Source organism: Litorivivens sp., assembly GCF_057445395.1.
This window is the reverse complement of the sequence record NZ_JBVBUV010000085.1, coordinates 1-14929: the sequence shown is the minus strand read 5'-3', so window position 1 is coordinate 14929 and position 14929 is coordinate 1. Positions and strand designations below refer to the sequence as shown.

Genomic DNA, 14929 nt, shown 5'->3' with positions numbered 1-14929 from the left:
AACAACTTCGGCGGTGCCCTTCACCACAATCCAGTGTTCTGCACGGTGGTGATGCATCTGCAAAGATAAGCGCTCGCCAGGTTTTACGATGATCCGTTTTACCTGAAACAGATCGCCAACCACAAGGGATTCGTAACTGCCCCAAGGGCGGTATACCCGATGCTGGTGCACAGCTTCGTCGCGGCCGGCTTTCTTCAATTTGGACACGATAGCCTTAACGTCCTGCACCCGGCTTTTGTCGGCCACCATGACCGCATCCGGGGTTTCCACCACCACCAGGTTGTCTACCCCCACCGCAGCAACCAGCCTATTCTGGCTGCGCAGGTAACTGTTATTAACGTCTTCAACGAGCACATCGCCGTGCAGGTAATTATTCTGCGCATCACGCGGCGACACTTCCCACAGTGCCGACCAGGAACCAACATCGCTCCACCCACAGTCGAGCGAAATCATCACGGCGCGATCAGTGTGCTCCATAACAGCATAGTCTATGGAGTCAGCCGGGCAAGTCGCAAAGGCCTCGGCATCAACGCGCAGGAAATCAATATCGGCTGCGGTCGCCGCCATGGCCTTTTCACAAGCGGCGTACATCGCCGGTTGATGACGCTTGAGTTCGGCCAGATAGGCGCCCGCCGTGAACATGAACATACCACTGTTCCAGAGGAACTCACCGCACTCCAGATAGGCTTCAGCAGTGGCCAGATCCGGCTTTTCGACAAATTGCGCCAGCGCGAACGCCTCCGGCCCCAACTCATCGCCGCGCTTGAGATAGCCATAACCGGTTTCCGGTGCCACCGGCACAATACCAAAAGTCACCAACTGACCATCACGGGCATAAGACAGGCCGTTAGCCACCGCCTTTTGAAAAGCATCGACGTTCTGAATCACATGATCCGCTGGCAGCACCAACAACACCGCATTTTCATCGGTGCGGGCCGCCTGAAGAGCGGCCAGCGCTACGGCAGGTGCAGTATTTTTGCCTTCAGGCTCCAGCAAAATCGCCCCAGCCTCACGCTGCTGCGCGCGAAACTGTTCAGCCACCAGAAACCGGTGTTCTTCATTACAGACCACCAACGGCGCCCCCGAATCGGCCATACCGTCGAGCCGGGCGGCGGTTTCCTGGAGCATGGTGAGCTGACTGGTAAGATCCTGAAACTGTTTGGGGTAACTTTCCCGGGAGAGAGGCCACAGACGGCTACCAACGCCGCCCGACAACAATACGGGTATGAGCATTTACATGTCCTGATTATTAGATGATGCGGCGCTCTCGTTGATCCGATGACAAAGGTGCGCGCAGCCGTCTATTGTCCCGACCTATCCCCCAATAGTCAAAGCCTGCCCGCGCCAGATAGGCCGGATCATACTGGTTGCGACCATCCACTATCAGGCTGCCCTTCATGGCCAACTTTAGCGCCCGAAAGTCCGGCTGACGGAATCGCTTCCATTCTGTGACCAATACCAGGGCATCGGCACCCACTGGCGCTTCATATTGATCCGCCACAAGGCACAAAGCACTTGCCTGCGGATGCCCCTGAAAATACCTAGCAATATTGTTACCAGCTACCGGGTCAAAGGCGCTTACCTGAGCGCCAGCCTCTAGCAGCGCATCAATCAACACCAGTGACGGCGCTTCACGGATGTCATCGGTACCAGGCTTGAAGGCCAATCCCCACAATGCGATCCGGCGCCCTGCCAAATCCCCATTAAAAGCTTCACATAGCCGCTCATACAAACGGCGCTGCTGCTGAGAATTGCGCTCATCCACTGCCTTGAGAATCTGCATATCCAGCTGCCGAGTACTGCCGGTGGCGATCAATGCCCGCACATCTTTGGGAAAACAGGAGCCACCATAACCCGCCCCCGGATACAAAAAGGCGCTGCCAATGCGCTGATCCGCCCCCATGCCCAAGCGCACCTGCTCAACGTCAACCTCACAGCGCTCACACAAACCGGCAATTTCATTCATAAAGGAAATACGCGTTGCCAGCATGGCATTGGCCGCATACTTCGTCATTTCGGCCTCACGCCGCCCCATGTGCATAATCCGATCACTGCGACGCAGGTAGGGCGCGTAGAGCATGTCCATCATTTCCTGGGCCCGCACACTTTCCGCGCCAATGATGATCCGGTCCGGCGTCATGAAATCGCGCACCGCCGTGCCTTCCTTGAGGAACTCCGGGTTACTCACCACATCAACGGTGAACCGCTCACCTCGCGATTGCAGTTGAGTGGCCACAATCGCTTCGATCTGGTCGCCGGTACCCACCGGCACGGTAGATTTGGTGATTATTACCGCGTAGTCGCTCAGACTACGACCCAGCGATTCCGCCACAGCGAACACCGCGGAGAGGTCACACTGTCCGTTTGCGGCCATCGGCGTGCCTACCGCGAGAATGATGTAGTCCGCCCCATAGATACTCTCGGCAAGACAGGTGCTGAAATGCAACAGACCGGCCTGCCGCGCTGACGCCATCACTGCATCCAGTCCCGGCTCGTAAATGGGCACCTGACCTGCCTGCAATTGCGCCACTTTGTCGGCATCCAGGTCTACACAGACCACCTTGTTACCCATCTCTGTCAGACAGGCACCCGTCACCAATCCCACATAGCCACTACCAATCACCGCAATCTTCATGCGTTGTCTCCAGACAGTCTGATTGCGAACTGTTTACACCCTGGCAATGACCACCATATGACACTGATTTGACAGTAATTTGACCGCCCCAGTGTTGACAGCGAACACGCTGACCACCCCGTTACCCTGTGCTACCATGCGCCAAACTTTCAGGACGTTACTCCCACCAATGTCATTAATTCACCAGAATTCTTTCAGCAAAGAAGAACTTATTGCCTGCGGTCGCGGCGATCTGTTCGGCCCCGGTAATCCCAAACTTCCCACCGACAATATGTTGATGGTTGATCGCATTTCCCACATCAGTCATGAAGGTGGCGAATACGGCAAAGGCCAGATCGTTGCCGAACTCGATATCCATCCCGACCTGTGGTTTTTCGACTGCCATTTTGTGGGTGACCCTGTCATGCCGGGTTGCCTAGGCCTCGATGCCATGTGGCAATTGGTCGGATTCTTTCTTGGCTGGAAGGGCAACAAGGGCAAAGGGCGCGCACTGGGCTCTGGCGAGATCAAATTCACCGGGCAAATTTTGCCCGATGCGAAGCTGGTGCGTTACCAGCTGGATTTAAAACGCGTTATTGAACGCAAACTGGTTATGGGCATTGCCGACGGACAGGTGTCGGTCGACGGCGAAGTCATCTACACCGCCAAGGATCTGCGCGTGGGCCTGTTCCAGACCGACGGCAAAGATTTCGGCTAGCGAATACAGAGGACAACATGAGACGTGTAGTGATTACAGGGATGGGCGTGGTTTCTCCCCTGGGCAACAATCTGGGTGAGGCACTGACCTCCCTGCAGCAAGGCAAATCAGGTATCAGCACCAACGAAACCTACAAGGAAATGGGTTTTCGCAGCCATGTATCCGGCAGCATTTCCATTGACACCGGCGAGTTTATCGACCGCAAACAGAAACGCTTTATGGGCGATGCAGCAGCATTCACCTACATCGCCATGCAGGAAGCTATTCGCGACGCCGGCCTGGAAGACAGTGATGTATCGAACGATCGCACCGGCATTATCGCGGGCTCGGGCGGCGCTTCCTCTGCCAACCTGATCGAGTCTGCAGATATTCTGCGCGAAAAAGGCGTGAAGCGACTCGGCCCCTACCGCGTTACCCAAACCATGGGCAGCACCGTTTCTGCCTGCCTGGCCACACCCTTCAAGATCCGCGGTGTTAACTACTCGATTTCATCGGCCTGCGCCACCAGCGCCCACTGCATCGGCAACGGCATGGAGTTGATTCAGCTCGGCAAACAGGATGTGATCTTTGCCGGCGGCGGCGAAGAAGAGCACTGGAGTCTCAGCTGCCTGTTTGACGCGATGGGCGCGCTCTCTACCAAATACAATGACACACCGGAGCAGGCCTCACGCCCCTACGATGCCAACCGCGATGGTTTTGTTATTGCCGGTGGCGCAGGCATGGTGGTGCTCGAGGAACTGGAGCACGCCAAGGCACGCGGCGCAAAAATTTACGGCGAACTGGTGGGCTACGGCGCCACGTCAGACGGCTACGACATGGTTGCACCGTCAGGCGAAGGCGCGGTGCGCTGCATGAAGCAGGCCCTGCAAACCGTGGACACGCCGATCGATTACGTGAACAGTCACGGCACGTCGACACCGGCCGGTGACATCCAGGAACTCAAGGCCATGCGCGAGGCATTCACTGGCGTGAATATGCCACTGGTTGGCTCTACCAAATCTCTCGCCGGCCACACCCTCGGCGCCACCGGCGTGCACGAAGCGATCTACTCACTGCTGATGATGGAGCACAATTTCGTGGCAGCCTCGGCTAACATCGAAACGCTCGACCCGGAAGCCGAAGGCATGCCCATTGTGCGCGAACGCAAAGATGGCATTACATTGAACACCATCATGTCTAACAGCTTCGGCTTTGGCGGCACCAACGCCACCCTGGTGTTCAAACGTTACGCTGACTAATTCGGCAGCATCGAACGGGGCCTGGCGCTTTAACGCAGGCCCTTTTTTTTGCGTTTTTACTTTGAGTGGATGGCGCGGCCAAATACAGCGCTAGGCAAGCAACTCATTGAGCAGCAGCACGTCAACACTCTCGCCTTTCTGAATAACTCTGCCCGCAGGTATTACTACCAAGGCGTTCGCCCACGCCGCTGAGGCCAGCACACCTGAGCTTTGGTTGTTGTATAGCACTGCTTTCAGCCTGCCTTCCGAGACCTCAACGCGGGCGCGAAGATACTCCTGCCGGCCACCCGCTTTCGGCCAATCAAAATCCGCTATCACGGGCCAGTGTTCGGGAAGCACTTTCGTCGCACCCTGCATCGCCAGCAGGTAGGGTTTGACCAGCACCAGAAAAGTGACAAACCCCGAAGACGGGTTGCCAGGCAATCCAAAAAACGCCGCCTTGCCGATGCGGCCATAAGCCAGAGGCTTGCCGGGTTTGATCGCCAGCTTCCAGAGCTTGAGCTGGCCCAGCTTTTCCACCTGCGCCTTTACGTGATCCTCTTCACCGGCAGAGACCCCTCCCGTGGAGATGATCAGATCGCAGTGCTCTGCCGCCTGCCGCAAAGCCCGAGCAGTGGCTTCTGCGGTATCTTCCACGATGCCACAGTCACGCACTTCACAACCCAGGCCTCGCAGCATGGCCGTAAGCAGCGCCCGGTTAGAATTATAAATCTGACCTGTCGCTAGCGGCTCTCCCGGCTCAACCAACTCATCGCCCGTTGACAATAACGCCACGCGCGGACGCGTCGACACCAACGCCTCGGCCAGACCTAGCGCCGCCAACAGTCCGACGTCGGCCGCACGCAGCCGCTCGCCACCGACATACTTTTCTTCACCAGCACAGATGTCTTGCCCCGCAGGCCGAATATGCTGACCGGCGCGAGGCACCTGTAACACTCGTATGGCGCCGTCCAGCACCTCACAATCTTCTTGCATCACCACACAATCGGCACCTGGCGGGATCGGCGCGCCAGTAAAAATACGCGCAGCGGTGGCGGTCTGCAGCGGTCCACCCACCTCACCCGCCGCAATACGCTGGCTTACCGGAATTTGCGGCAACGCAGCATCCGCAACGCGCAGGGCATAGCCATCCATCGCCGAATTGTCTAACGGCGGCACATTAACCTGTGCCGTTACCACCTGCCGGAGCACCCGCCCAGCCAGTTGCTCAAGCGGGCAGGTTTCAGCCGGCAGCGCGGTCACGTCGGCCAGCAACTGCGCCAACGCCTCGTCGACGGGCATCAAGGCCATCAGCGGTTATCCGCCTTGCGGGTTTTTAGTACGCCGACATAATTGCAGGGCTTGTGGGTGCTGGTGAGTTGCTCCCGGATAATACCGTCCCAGGCCGTGCGACAGGCTCCCGTCGATCCGGGCATGCAGAAAATAACCGTATTGTTGGCAAATCCCGCCAGCGCTCTGGACTGGATGGTGGACGACCCGATCTCGGCAAAGGAAAGCTGCCTGAACAGCTCGCCAAACCCTTCTATATGTTTGTCGAACAATACCGACAGCGCTTCCGGTGTGGAATCCCGGCCGGAAAAGCCGGTTCCGCCAGTAACAAGCACCGCGTCGATCGAAGCATCCGCGATCCAGCGCGAGACTACAGCGCGCATCTGATAGATATCGTCTTTTACAATTTGTCGGTCGCCAATCTGGTGACCAGCAGCTTCGGCAGCTTCCTGCAAATAGTCACCGGAAGTATCGTTGCTGCGATCGCGTGTATCAGACACCGTCAATACCGCAATTTGCAGGGCGACTGCATCGCTCATCGCACTCATTTTTGCTTGGCCTCACATAGTACTTTAATGGGTTGCGGCAGATAGCTGCGCCAGGGCAACTGCTTGATGCCAAAATCATGGAGAATTTTTTCACAGCGCAGCACCGGCACCGCCGGTTCAATGCGCTGCCCGGCTTCTGCACTGCGCAGACTGGTTTTACGTTTTTCCAGATCCAACTGCTGAGATGCAAAAGCCAGCATTACCTCAGTGAACTCGTAAGCGCTCGTTTGCCCGGAGCTGTTGTAGTGATAACTCCCCCAGTTCTGCGCGCCACAACTGATCTGATCAACCACCGCAGACACCACTCGTGCCAAATCCGCCACATGGGTAGGGCAGGTCTTCAGCCCCGAGTTCAGTGCAATTTCGCCACCGCGCACCAGATCGGCAAACAGCCCGGTAAAGAAATTATCACCCACCTCACTGAACAATGGCCCCGTTCGCAGCACCAGATATTGCTCGAGTTGACGCTCCAGCAGGTGTTCAACCGCCGCCAACCTCGCGCCCGGAATGCTGCCGGGCTGAACCTTGTCGGCTTCGCGGTGATTAATAGGTGCGTAATCGCCGTCAAATACGCGGCCATCACTGAGAAACAGCACCGGAGCGCCGGCCAGACGGGCTTGATCAAGCAAACCATGACGATCATCGCCTGATAACGCCAGCTCCTGCCCGCGCTGAAACGCGTCTAAAGTCGCTATCTCTACGACAATGCTGCCCGCCAGATCGCCCTGCCCCAGCTCCGGAACAGCTGCAGGCAACACCTGTTGAAAGGCGCGACCACGCATTTCAAACCAGTGACACAAGGCCTGCTGCAGCGCAGACGGTGCGGCAATCAAGAAAACATTCAACGTAAAATCAACTCGTTACCCCTTTCAGATTCAGTATTGTAGGCGGGAGCGCCCCAAACTGCGATACCCGCATTGCTCAGATACCGCACCATTGCGGGCTAGAATCACGCAGCCGATGTGGCCGGACTGTTTTGGGACGACGTTATGCACTATGATCAAAGGAATGACTTATCTATACGTAATTAGACGGATGTCTCGATGCTGAATGCACGACCAAACAGTGTTCTGGCTGGCACCGACTCTGGATCGACGAGATGAAAATTCGGTTTCGGCTGAGTGGAATATTCTTGCTGCTATGCTTACAAACGCACATAGCAGCAAGTGACCCGGTCTCTGACACACTGGGTCAAACTGGCATCGGTGCTGTCATTGACAGCAATGGTGCCAGTATTGACGTCGATGTCCTCTCGCCACTGGAAAACAGCACCAATGACGGGCCTCTCGATTTTTCAACCATTTTGCAGCTCACAGAAACACTGGGGCTCACCCCCGACAGTCCGCTATTTGAAGCATTGCGTGAAGGCTCTGGCCCAGACGCCCCGATAATCCTGCCCGGCATTGAAGTGGGAGGCAGCATTGATCCCACATCGCCCTCGGTCGACCTTAGCGGCGCCATCACCCTGCCAGGGCTAGAAGAAAGAACGGTCGATGCCTCGGCCAACGACAGCGGCGACGACTCCAACATTGCCGATGAGCCAGCAGACGAAGCAGCTTGCGAAGGCCTAACCTGCGACGAAGCCTCCGGTGAGCCGGAGGTCGAAGTGACGCGATCGACCGACAATGACACCAGCTGCGCTGAAGGCGACAACGATAGCGATGGCATTTGTAATGATTCGGATCAGTGCCTCAATACGCCGGAAGGCGCCGCCGTATTTCCAACGGGTTGCCATCTGGATATCGACAACCCCTTAATACTGCGGGGCGTGAATTTCGCTTTCAATTCAACCGAACTCATCGAAGAGTCTCTCCCGTATTTACAGCGAGCGCGCGAGATAATCGCCGAATATCCCCAGACATTGATTGCCGTCGACGGTCACACCGACAGCAAGGGCAGTGAATCTTATAATCGCAAGCTGTCGTTCGACCGCGCCAGTGTCATAGTCAACTATTTCATTGAACATGGCATTGCGCCAGAACGCCTCGTCGCCCGAGGGTTTGGCGAAAGCAAACCGGTCGCACCCAACACCCTACCATCCGGCGAAGACGACCTTGACGGTCGCGCCCAAAACCGCCGTGTTGAATTGACCGTGGTCGACCGAGTAGTTTTCGAACGCATCTATGCCGACAATGCGGCCAGAGAGCAGGCTGAGCACGACGCCGCGCTCGCTGCTGCCGCCGCTGAAAAACGCCGACTGGAGAGGCAGCGCGCGGAAGAGGTTAAAGCCGAAGAGCGACGCCGCAAGGCAGAGGCGGCACGGGAAGACTACGAAGAAGTGCTCGACTTTCTTGAAGAAACCGGTGCGGCTGAACGCCAGCCCAATAGCGACGCAATAGAAACACTCTCCGTTGACGAAGAGGATTCTACACAGTGAAATCACGGCACCCAATAAGAGGCTTTCGCGATCGCTGCGGCGATACACTTGCAAACGACCTGCATTGTTCTTACGAAACTGCCGGATCATTGCCTTCCGTCTGAATAGCAGCGAAGCGACCTCAGGCGGCGCACACTCACTCGGGCTACCCATGGATTCTGGAAACCGCGTATGGCCATAGATCTACCACCAGCATTGCCACCTCAACTAACGGCTCAGCAAGAGGTTGCTCGCTATAGCGAAAACTATGCGACTGTTCAGCGCAAAATCGGAAAGTACGAACTTCGAATAAGCGGTGAGCACGGCCTAACTCAGGAAGAACTCAACGCAATACTCGATAAATCACAATCGCCGTCTCAGGCCATTCTGCTGATTAACTCCAGCAGCCATAAAAAAGGCCTTCTGCTGGTGCGCTTCTTTTATACGTCACCCGTTAACGGCGTTATCAATGTACACGCCATCCAACATCGGGTCGGCCATATTCAAGGGCCCGATTTTCTGCAACGGCATTTCTCATCGCTGACTGGCGACCGCGAACTTATCAGGAAGGAATTTCAAACGCCCGCTATTCTGGCCGGCCTCCGTGCCGATAGAGCCGGGGTAAACTATACCGTCAGCTACGAGCAGAATACGCAAATAAACGCTCTTGACCTGGTATTCAGCGAGAAACCTATAGAAGACTTCAACCCGGCCTCTTTCAAGGCTCAGCTAGGCAATCAGGGCAGCCGCTTTGCTGGCCGCTATTTTTTTGACGCAGGGCTGACTTATAACTTCTCCTCCGGCACTGAATTTGGCGCAGGCTACGAAACCGCCCTGACAGACTGGGGCGAGGCGCGCGATGGCAAAGACTATCACCGCATACAACTCCAGCTGAACCACCCATACAGTTTCGGCTTGTATGGTATTGAGGCTAGCCATGCCGAGTATGAAAGGAACATTACCGCCAAGACAATTCAGACCACGTTTTGTGTATTGCCCCTACTTTGCATACCAACATCAAACACTAGTGAATCACCACTCTCACTAGACGCTAAAATCCAGCAAATCGCGCTAACCGGCAACCAGGTCTTGAGCAGTGACCTCGACCATCGCTTTATGCTAAATCAGCGCATCGAATTCACGGACTCCGAGGTGAATACCCAACATAGCGAGGCGCTACAGGATGAGCGCTACGCCACAGCAACCCTGGGCGCGAACTACTATAGCGCGAGCCTCCAGAATAACCGGCTATTTACGTGGAAGGTTGGCCTGGCTGTGGAAGGCGGACTGGGCAGCGACCAAGGTACGCTCGGCAGCGACAATGACAGTCAAGGCGTCACAGCAGGCAAGCGAAGCGCCAGGTTCGTAGCGTTAAAGCCTACCGCAGATGTCAGTTATTCACTGACGAAAAACAGTCGGGCGCTGCTTTCAATAAAAGGCCAGATTAGCAATGAGCAACTACCACAGCAGCAGCAATGGGTGCTGGGGGGAATGGAGCGCCTCAGCGCGTATCTACCCGGCGTGTTGGTGGGTGATAGCGGCTACCATTTAGATGCTGCGCTCAGCCATCGGAGTACATGGGGGGGGCTCACACTCGATAGCGAGTTTTTTGTAGAGTACGGTTCGGCACAATTTGAAAATGCCGCAGGCACCAGCCCTAACGGTGGCACAGACTACAGCATAGACAGCAGCCTCGCAGACGCAGGTTTTCGCTTTACACTGAGCTACCGCGAATGGCTAACCCTCAATGCTGTAGCCGCAAGACCGCTGGATGATAGCAATATCAGTAAGCAGCAACTGGAAGAAGCAGAAGCTGACTTTTTTGTAACAATGAAAATTACCCTTTAGGAAACAAGGCAGGTGAAATCACAAGGCGACAATTTCAGCCAAAGCAGCGCGGTCCAATAGAGTAACTCGACGGTTCAGCACTTTAAGTAAACTTTTTTTACTTAAAGTGGTTAGCGAACGACTTAATGACTCTGGCGATATTCCAAGAAAGTTGCTGATATCAGTGCGGCCCATCGGTAAAACAATTTCCAGATCTACCAACTTTCGACGGTCATTCTGGGCAGCAACATATAACAAAAATGCACCGACCCGCTGCAAAACCGTACCGGCCCTGATCAGCGAAAACAATAGCAAACTTTCGTTGAATTGAGCGCTCATTGTCTCAGTAAAATCAATTCTTACCGAAGGGAATCGGCGAAAACGCTCCAGCAGTTTCTGGTAGTTAAGCTGGCAAACAACCGACCGCTCCAACGCTATGTAGCTAGTCAAATGCGCTCCCTTGCCAATTGACTCCAGGCCGACAAGATTGGTCGCGAAATAAAATCCCATGATATTTGCTGAATTTGCACCAGCAATCGCCTTAAAGGAACCCGATTTAACGACGTATAGCGCAGTAAATATATCCCCCTCCACAATCAGACGCTCGCCTGCATCGATCACGCGGTCAGCCTCTATTGCACCTTCAAACGTAGATAAAGCTTTGCTGCCTGAAAGCGATTTTGAAAGGCAGCTTTGCAGATGTGCGCAGTTCGAACAGCCACCGATATCGCGGCCAATTGCAACATCCGCTGGGCGCGCAATGATCTTCGGTGGCGCCTCACTCTTCATCGGCGAAATCACGTCCGCCCCCTTCAAAATACTGCGCCAAGGCCGTCGTCCAACAACGTCATTGACTAGAATCTACCTATTTGCAGAGCAATCCCTAACAATGCCCTCTCCAGAACTAAAATATTCTTATTGAGCAACGCGACCTCCCTCCCAGCCGCTAAACACGATTAACCCCTCTACAAGCGACCTATACTGGCCGGCATGAAAAACCCTCTAATTCGCTTATAAAAAAGCACTTCGCATCAAGAGTTCTCTTTCCTAGAAACGGACCCTGAGCCGAGCATAAAAATCGACTTCCGCCTCTTTTACCGTTTGCTGCGGAATATTACTGTCACCTATGCCACTGGCAGCAACCAGCTCCAGATTCCCGGCACGACCAAACGATATCGCAACGCGCAGACCCGCATCCGTGAGCGAACGGGTATCTCCGGCCTCGCCTGCGGCATTTTCAAAGCGAGCACTACCATGTTCAATGAAAAGCGCTGGGGTAACGTCGAACCCAGCGTCTCCATCGGCGCGCCCACCAAAGGACAAACTGGCGTGATAACCTGAGTCACCAATCAGAACACCTGGCAAGTAGGCGCTCATACGATCCATCCCTCCAAGCACAAACTGATCCTGTTGTGGCACCTGGCGACCATTGGCGAACAACCCGTCGGCCTTCAGGTCTATAACAAACCATGACGCGAGCCCAACGCTAAACCGAATAGAAGGAGCAACCTGAAGAAAATCGGGCGATCTCTTGCCGGGACTAACTGCAGCCTGCTGCTCAACGTCGGCAAAACTTCCTGACTCATCACCAAATCCACCGATAAACCCAAGCGCAATATGTCCCTCGCCAAGCCCATGACGTCCGCGACCGCCATAAAGGTACTTCAGTTCTATTGCCGCCTTGCTGTATTGCTCATCCACGATCAACACATTTCTAACAACATCTTCAACCTTATCAGAGACCATCGTCAGCTTTTCGCTCAACACCCAACGGCGTCCCGGCCCACTCGACAATACATGCTCACCCGTCAAACTACCGATGGTTGTGTCCGCGTCCAGCCCGGCAACTTCAGCTTCCGTTGTGCCTGCCTGGCACAACGGGGAATCCGTCAGCAGACCGCAAAGTTCCGGCGGCAACTGAGAACTAAATACCTCCTGTACAAGACTGCTTTCATACTGCGTTCCGATAATTTCAAGGCCATAGAGCCCAGAACTAAAGGGGCGATTTAGTCCGACCACCAGTCCTTGATAACTCGTATCAACCTCTTCAAAAGCCTTATCTGACAGAGCTTGCATATAATTCAGGTTAAATTCGGCGCCCCATTTTGACCAATAGCGCCAACCTAAGCCCGCAAACTCCCGACCCGCGAAGCGATTCCCCTGGTTGCCGAGATCCAAAGTCCACTGATGAGCATCTCGAGCCATCTCACCCCGCTCAAAGTTTATAGTCGTTGCCGAGAAGTCCGGCGTTGAAGTGTAAGTAATACTGTAGTTCACGCCACGACGTTTCGCACTGAGATCAGCCATAATCCAGGCTTGGTCGAACTCCGAGATCGTTAAGTCTTTGTCCCCAATCAGCTTTTCAAAGTAGGTCCGAACAAGTTTGTGTCCGCTAATACCTCCTACACTCGTCTGAACAGCGTGCACAAACACCACGTCCCGCTTCTGATAATAAAGAACCTGCACCAGCAAATTGCCATTGAGCCGATAGACCTTACTCAGGTTGACAATAAACTGACTTGGTGAGCTGGCGGCTGCCGCCAATTTGCCGACCTGCTGAGGGCTTAAATACGGCAGACGGGGCACCTCAACCTTTTGCCCACCGATCTCTCCATTAAAAGAGGAAGGAGAACCCGCTTTGAATACTTGTGCGGTGATGGCCGGAGGCATCAGCGCAGGGGGCAGTTCAGGTGGCATCTCAATCGCCATAAATCCTCCTCGAAATACAATTTTTCACTCGTGAGCACTCTCTTTTAATAAGAGCGCCGAACTGCGCCAGAAAACGCCCCGGCTCGCTCCAATTGCGACCCGGGGCACACGCCTTTGCTTACTGCACACCACCATTGACCGAAGAAGCTGCTTCGGAGCTGGATTGCGATGCTGCCGAGAGGTTCTGACCAGAAGACTCAACAGCCGTTACCGACTCGTGAGCACCGCTAAAATCAGCCCCCATCAACACCGAGGCAAGCTCGGAGCCCTCAATCGCACCCGACAGATCACCCGAACCCTCAACAGCCGCGAGGAACTGCGCAACGACATCGCCGCTCGGCGTTCCGCCAATTGATGAAACACTGCCGTCCATCTGGGTAGCCGAGGAAATGGCGCTTTCAAACGAAGCGATAATCATCTCCGGCGCGGTGGCGTTACCTGAAAATGCGCTCGTCACATCCGTGGCGCTTTCCAGATTTGCCAACAGGCTGCCACCAGAACTTTGCTCCGGTGCCTGGGCGGTATCATCTTGCGGGTCATCTGGTGCCTGTGCAGATTCAGCTTCGGGCTGATCCGGCGTTTGCGCTTCAGGTGCGGCAGGTTGATTGCCCACATCCATCGAGGAACCGAAGCTAGACTCAATTGCCGCTTCAATCGCGGCAGCAATAGACTCCGGTCCATTCGCGCTACCGCTCAGCGAGCCCACAACATCGGTCGCACTTGCAAGGCTAGCCAGCGCGCCACTGTCAGGCGTGCCGCTGTAACCTGCCGTCGCACTGGTGGCCGACGCTACCGCTGATTCAAGCTGCGCAACAATAGAGCCCGGAGCCGAAGCGTTGCCGGTCGCAGACCCCGCCACTGCCGTAGCATTGTGCAAGCTTGCCAGCACGCCGTCGCCGGAAGAGCTTGATTCAGAGGTCTCTGGCTCACTGGGCGTTGACTCTGGCTGATCACTCGATCCCGTGTCCGGGTCGGCACTGGAGGGCTCCGGCGTCGCCGACGGCTGACTACCACCACCGCCGTTCAAGGCAGCATCGACAGCCGCGGCTACCTGCGACTGGACGCTGGACGATGCATCAAGCCCGGGCAAACTGGGAACACTGGAACTCAGGCCCGAGACAAGATCTACCACAGCACTTGTGTCGCCACCGACGCCCAGATCGCCCAGCCCTTCCAGAGTGAGTCCACCGCTGGCAGAACCTTCTGCAGACGACGAGTGGTTCAGACTGTTGATGACACTATCGACTGCACTCATTCCCGCCGTTAACCCAATCGCACTCGTCGCCGACAGGCCCGAACTCAGAGAGGAGCTGGCACCAATTCCGCCAACAGAGCCGCTAAACGAGGTGGTTGCAGACACTCCGGCGCTTCCTCCTAGATTAATCCCGAGCTGGGCATTTGCGGTTGACGCGTTAGCTAAAACAATGGCGGCAACCAGTGGTGTTACATAACCTATATTGATCGTTTTCATGATGATCTCCTGGCACACTTTGAGCACCTTTCCGCGAATAACTTCTTTCGGGAAAAGCATCCTAGTTAAGGTGAACTTCCGAAGTTGGCAGGCTCCTCAACCTGACAACTCCCTCACCTCGGTATTGCGTCCTAGCTCAACCCGAGAGGCTTTGCTAATAACGCACTTATAGTTAAGTA

12 protein-coding genes are annotated in these 14929 nt (G+C 55.3%); 4 read left to right on the top strand and 8 right to left on the bottom strand.

The window, feature by feature from the left end:
- Together AC222A_RS16915 and AC222A_RS16910 are read right to left on the bottom strand one after the other, a co-directional pair.
- A partial coding sequence (locus tag AC222A_RS16915; protein WP_486775306.1) for a mannose-1-phosphate guanylyltransferase/mannose-6-phosphate isomerase occupies positions 1–1233 on the bottom strand: 1233 nt, incomplete at its 3' end.
- A 16-nt stretch (positions 1234–1249) separates the two neighbouring features.
- On the bottom strand, positions 1250–2635 hold the full coding sequence (locus AC222A_RS16910; RefSeq protein WP_372780854.1) for a UDP-glucose dehydrogenase family protein: 1386 nt from the start codon (positions 2633–2635) through the stop codon (positions 1250–1252).
- A 169-nt stretch (positions 2636–2804) separates the two neighbouring features.
- Between AC222A_RS16910 and fabA the strand changes: the two genes are divergently transcribed.
- On the top strand, positions 2805–3332 hold the full coding sequence (fabA, locus tag AC222A_RS16905) for a 3-hydroxyacyl-[acyl-carrier-protein] dehydratase FabA (RefSeq protein ID WP_372749281.1): 528 nt from the start codon (positions 2805–2807) through the stop codon (positions 3330–3332).
- Positions 3333–3349: 17 nt separating this feature from the next.
- Positions 3350–4570 (top strand): beta-ketoacyl-ACP synthase I, encoded by a 1221-nt coding sequence (gene fabB / locus AC222A_RS16900; protein ID WP_372749280.1) that lies wholly within the window; start codon positions 3350–3352, stop codon positions 4568–4570.
- A 90-nt stretch (positions 4571–4660) separates the two neighbouring features.
- Here fabB and AC222A_RS16895 read toward each other — a convergent pair whose 3' ends face one another.
- From AC222A_RS16895 to AC222A_RS16885, 3 genes are read right to left on the bottom strand one after another with little or no spacing between them, the layout of a single operon-like run.
- Entirely contained in the window at positions 4661–5860 is a 1200-nt protein-coding gene (locus tag AC222A_RS16895; RefSeq protein WP_486775305.1) for a molybdopterin molybdotransferase MoeA, read from the bottom strand.
- Positions 5860–6387, bottom strand: coding sequence for a molybdenum cofactor biosynthesis protein B (moaB, locus tag AC222A_RS16890; RefSeq protein ID WP_372749278.1), 528 nt, complete (start codon positions 6385–6387; stop codon positions 5860–5862). Before moaB ends, AC222A_RS16895 begins: the two co-directional genes overlap by 1 nt.
- Entirely contained in the window at positions 6384–7232 is an 849-nt protein-coding gene (locus AC222A_RS16885) for a sugar nucleotide-binding protein (protein ID WP_372758644.1), read from the bottom strand. Before AC222A_RS16885 ends, moaB begins: the two co-directional genes overlap by 4 nt.
- 254 nt (positions 7233–7486) lie before the next feature.
- Between AC222A_RS16885 and AC222A_RS16880 the strand changes: the two genes are divergently transcribed.
- Positions 7487–8764: an OmpA family protein gene (locus tag AC222A_RS16880; protein WP_486775304.1), complete on the top strand. Its 1278-nt coding sequence runs from the start codon at positions 7487–7489 to the stop codon at positions 8762–8764.
- Positions 8765–8935: 171 nt separating this feature from the next.
- The gene (locus AC222A_RS16875) at positions 8936–10591 is read left to right on the top strand and encodes a ShlB/FhaC/HecB family protein (protein ID WP_486775303.1); all 1656 of its coding nucleotides are present in this window, start codon (positions 8936–8938) and stop codon (positions 10589–10591) included.
- A gap of 18 nt (positions 10592–10609) precedes the next feature.
- On the opposite strand, the gene AC222A_RS16870 is transcribed toward AC222A_RS16875, so the two are convergent.
- The 3 genes from AC222A_RS16870 to AC222A_RS16860 form a co-directional block, all read right to left on the bottom strand.
- Positions 10610–11371: a Crp/Fnr family transcriptional regulator gene (locus AC222A_RS16870; protein WP_372748964.1), complete on the bottom strand. Its 762-nt coding sequence runs from the start codon at positions 11369–11371 to the stop codon at positions 10610–10612.
- Positions 11372–11617: 246 nt separating this feature from the next.
- The gene (locus AC222A_RS16865) at positions 11618–13279 is read right to left on the bottom strand and encodes a ShlB/FhaC/HecB family protein (RefSeq protein WP_486775302.1); all 1662 of its coding nucleotides are present in this window, start codon (positions 13277–13279) and stop codon (positions 11618–11620) included.
- Positions 13280–13397: 118 nt separating this feature from the next.
- On the bottom strand, positions 13398–14750 hold the full coding sequence (locus tag AC222A_RS16860; protein ID WP_372748962.1) for a hypothetical protein: 1353 nt from the start codon (positions 14748–14750) through the stop codon (positions 13398–13400).
- Positions 14751–14929 lie beyond the last annotated feature (179 nt).

Coding starts and splice junctions, on each gene's coding strand:
- AC222A_RS16910 (WP_372780854.1), bottom strand. CDS start 2,635: ATGAAGATTGCGGTGATTGGTAGTGGCTATGTGGGATTGGTGACGGGT.
- fabA (WP_372749281.1), top strand. CDS start 2,805: ATGTCATTAATTCACCAGAATTCTTTCAGCAAAGAAGAACTTATTGCC.
- fabB (WP_372749280.1), top strand. CDS start 3,350: ATGAGACGTGTAGTGATTACAGGGATGGGCGTGGTTTCTCCCCTGGGC.
- AC222A_RS16895 (WP_486775305.1), bottom strand. CDS start 5,860: ATGGCCTTGATGCCCGTCGACGAGGCGTTGGCGCAGTTGCTGGCCGAC.
- moaB (WP_372749278.1), bottom strand. CDS start 6,387: ATGAGTGCGATGAGCGATGCAGTCGCCCTGCAAATTGCGGTATTGACG.
- AC222A_RS16880 (WP_486775304.1), top strand. CDS start 7,487: ATGAAAATTCGGTTTCGGCTGAGTGGAATATTCTTGCTGCTATGCTTA.
- AC222A_RS16875 (WP_486775303.1), top strand. CDS start 8,936: ATGGCCATAGATCTACCACCAGCATTGCCACCTCAACTAACGGCTCAG.
- AC222A_RS16865 (WP_486775302.1), bottom strand. CDS start 13,279: ATGGCGATTGAGATGCCACCTGAACTGCCCCCTGCGCTGATGCCTCCG.
- AC222A_RS16860 (WP_372748962.1), bottom strand. CDS start 14,750: ATGAAAACGATCAATATAGGTTATGTAACACCACTGGTTGCCGCCATT.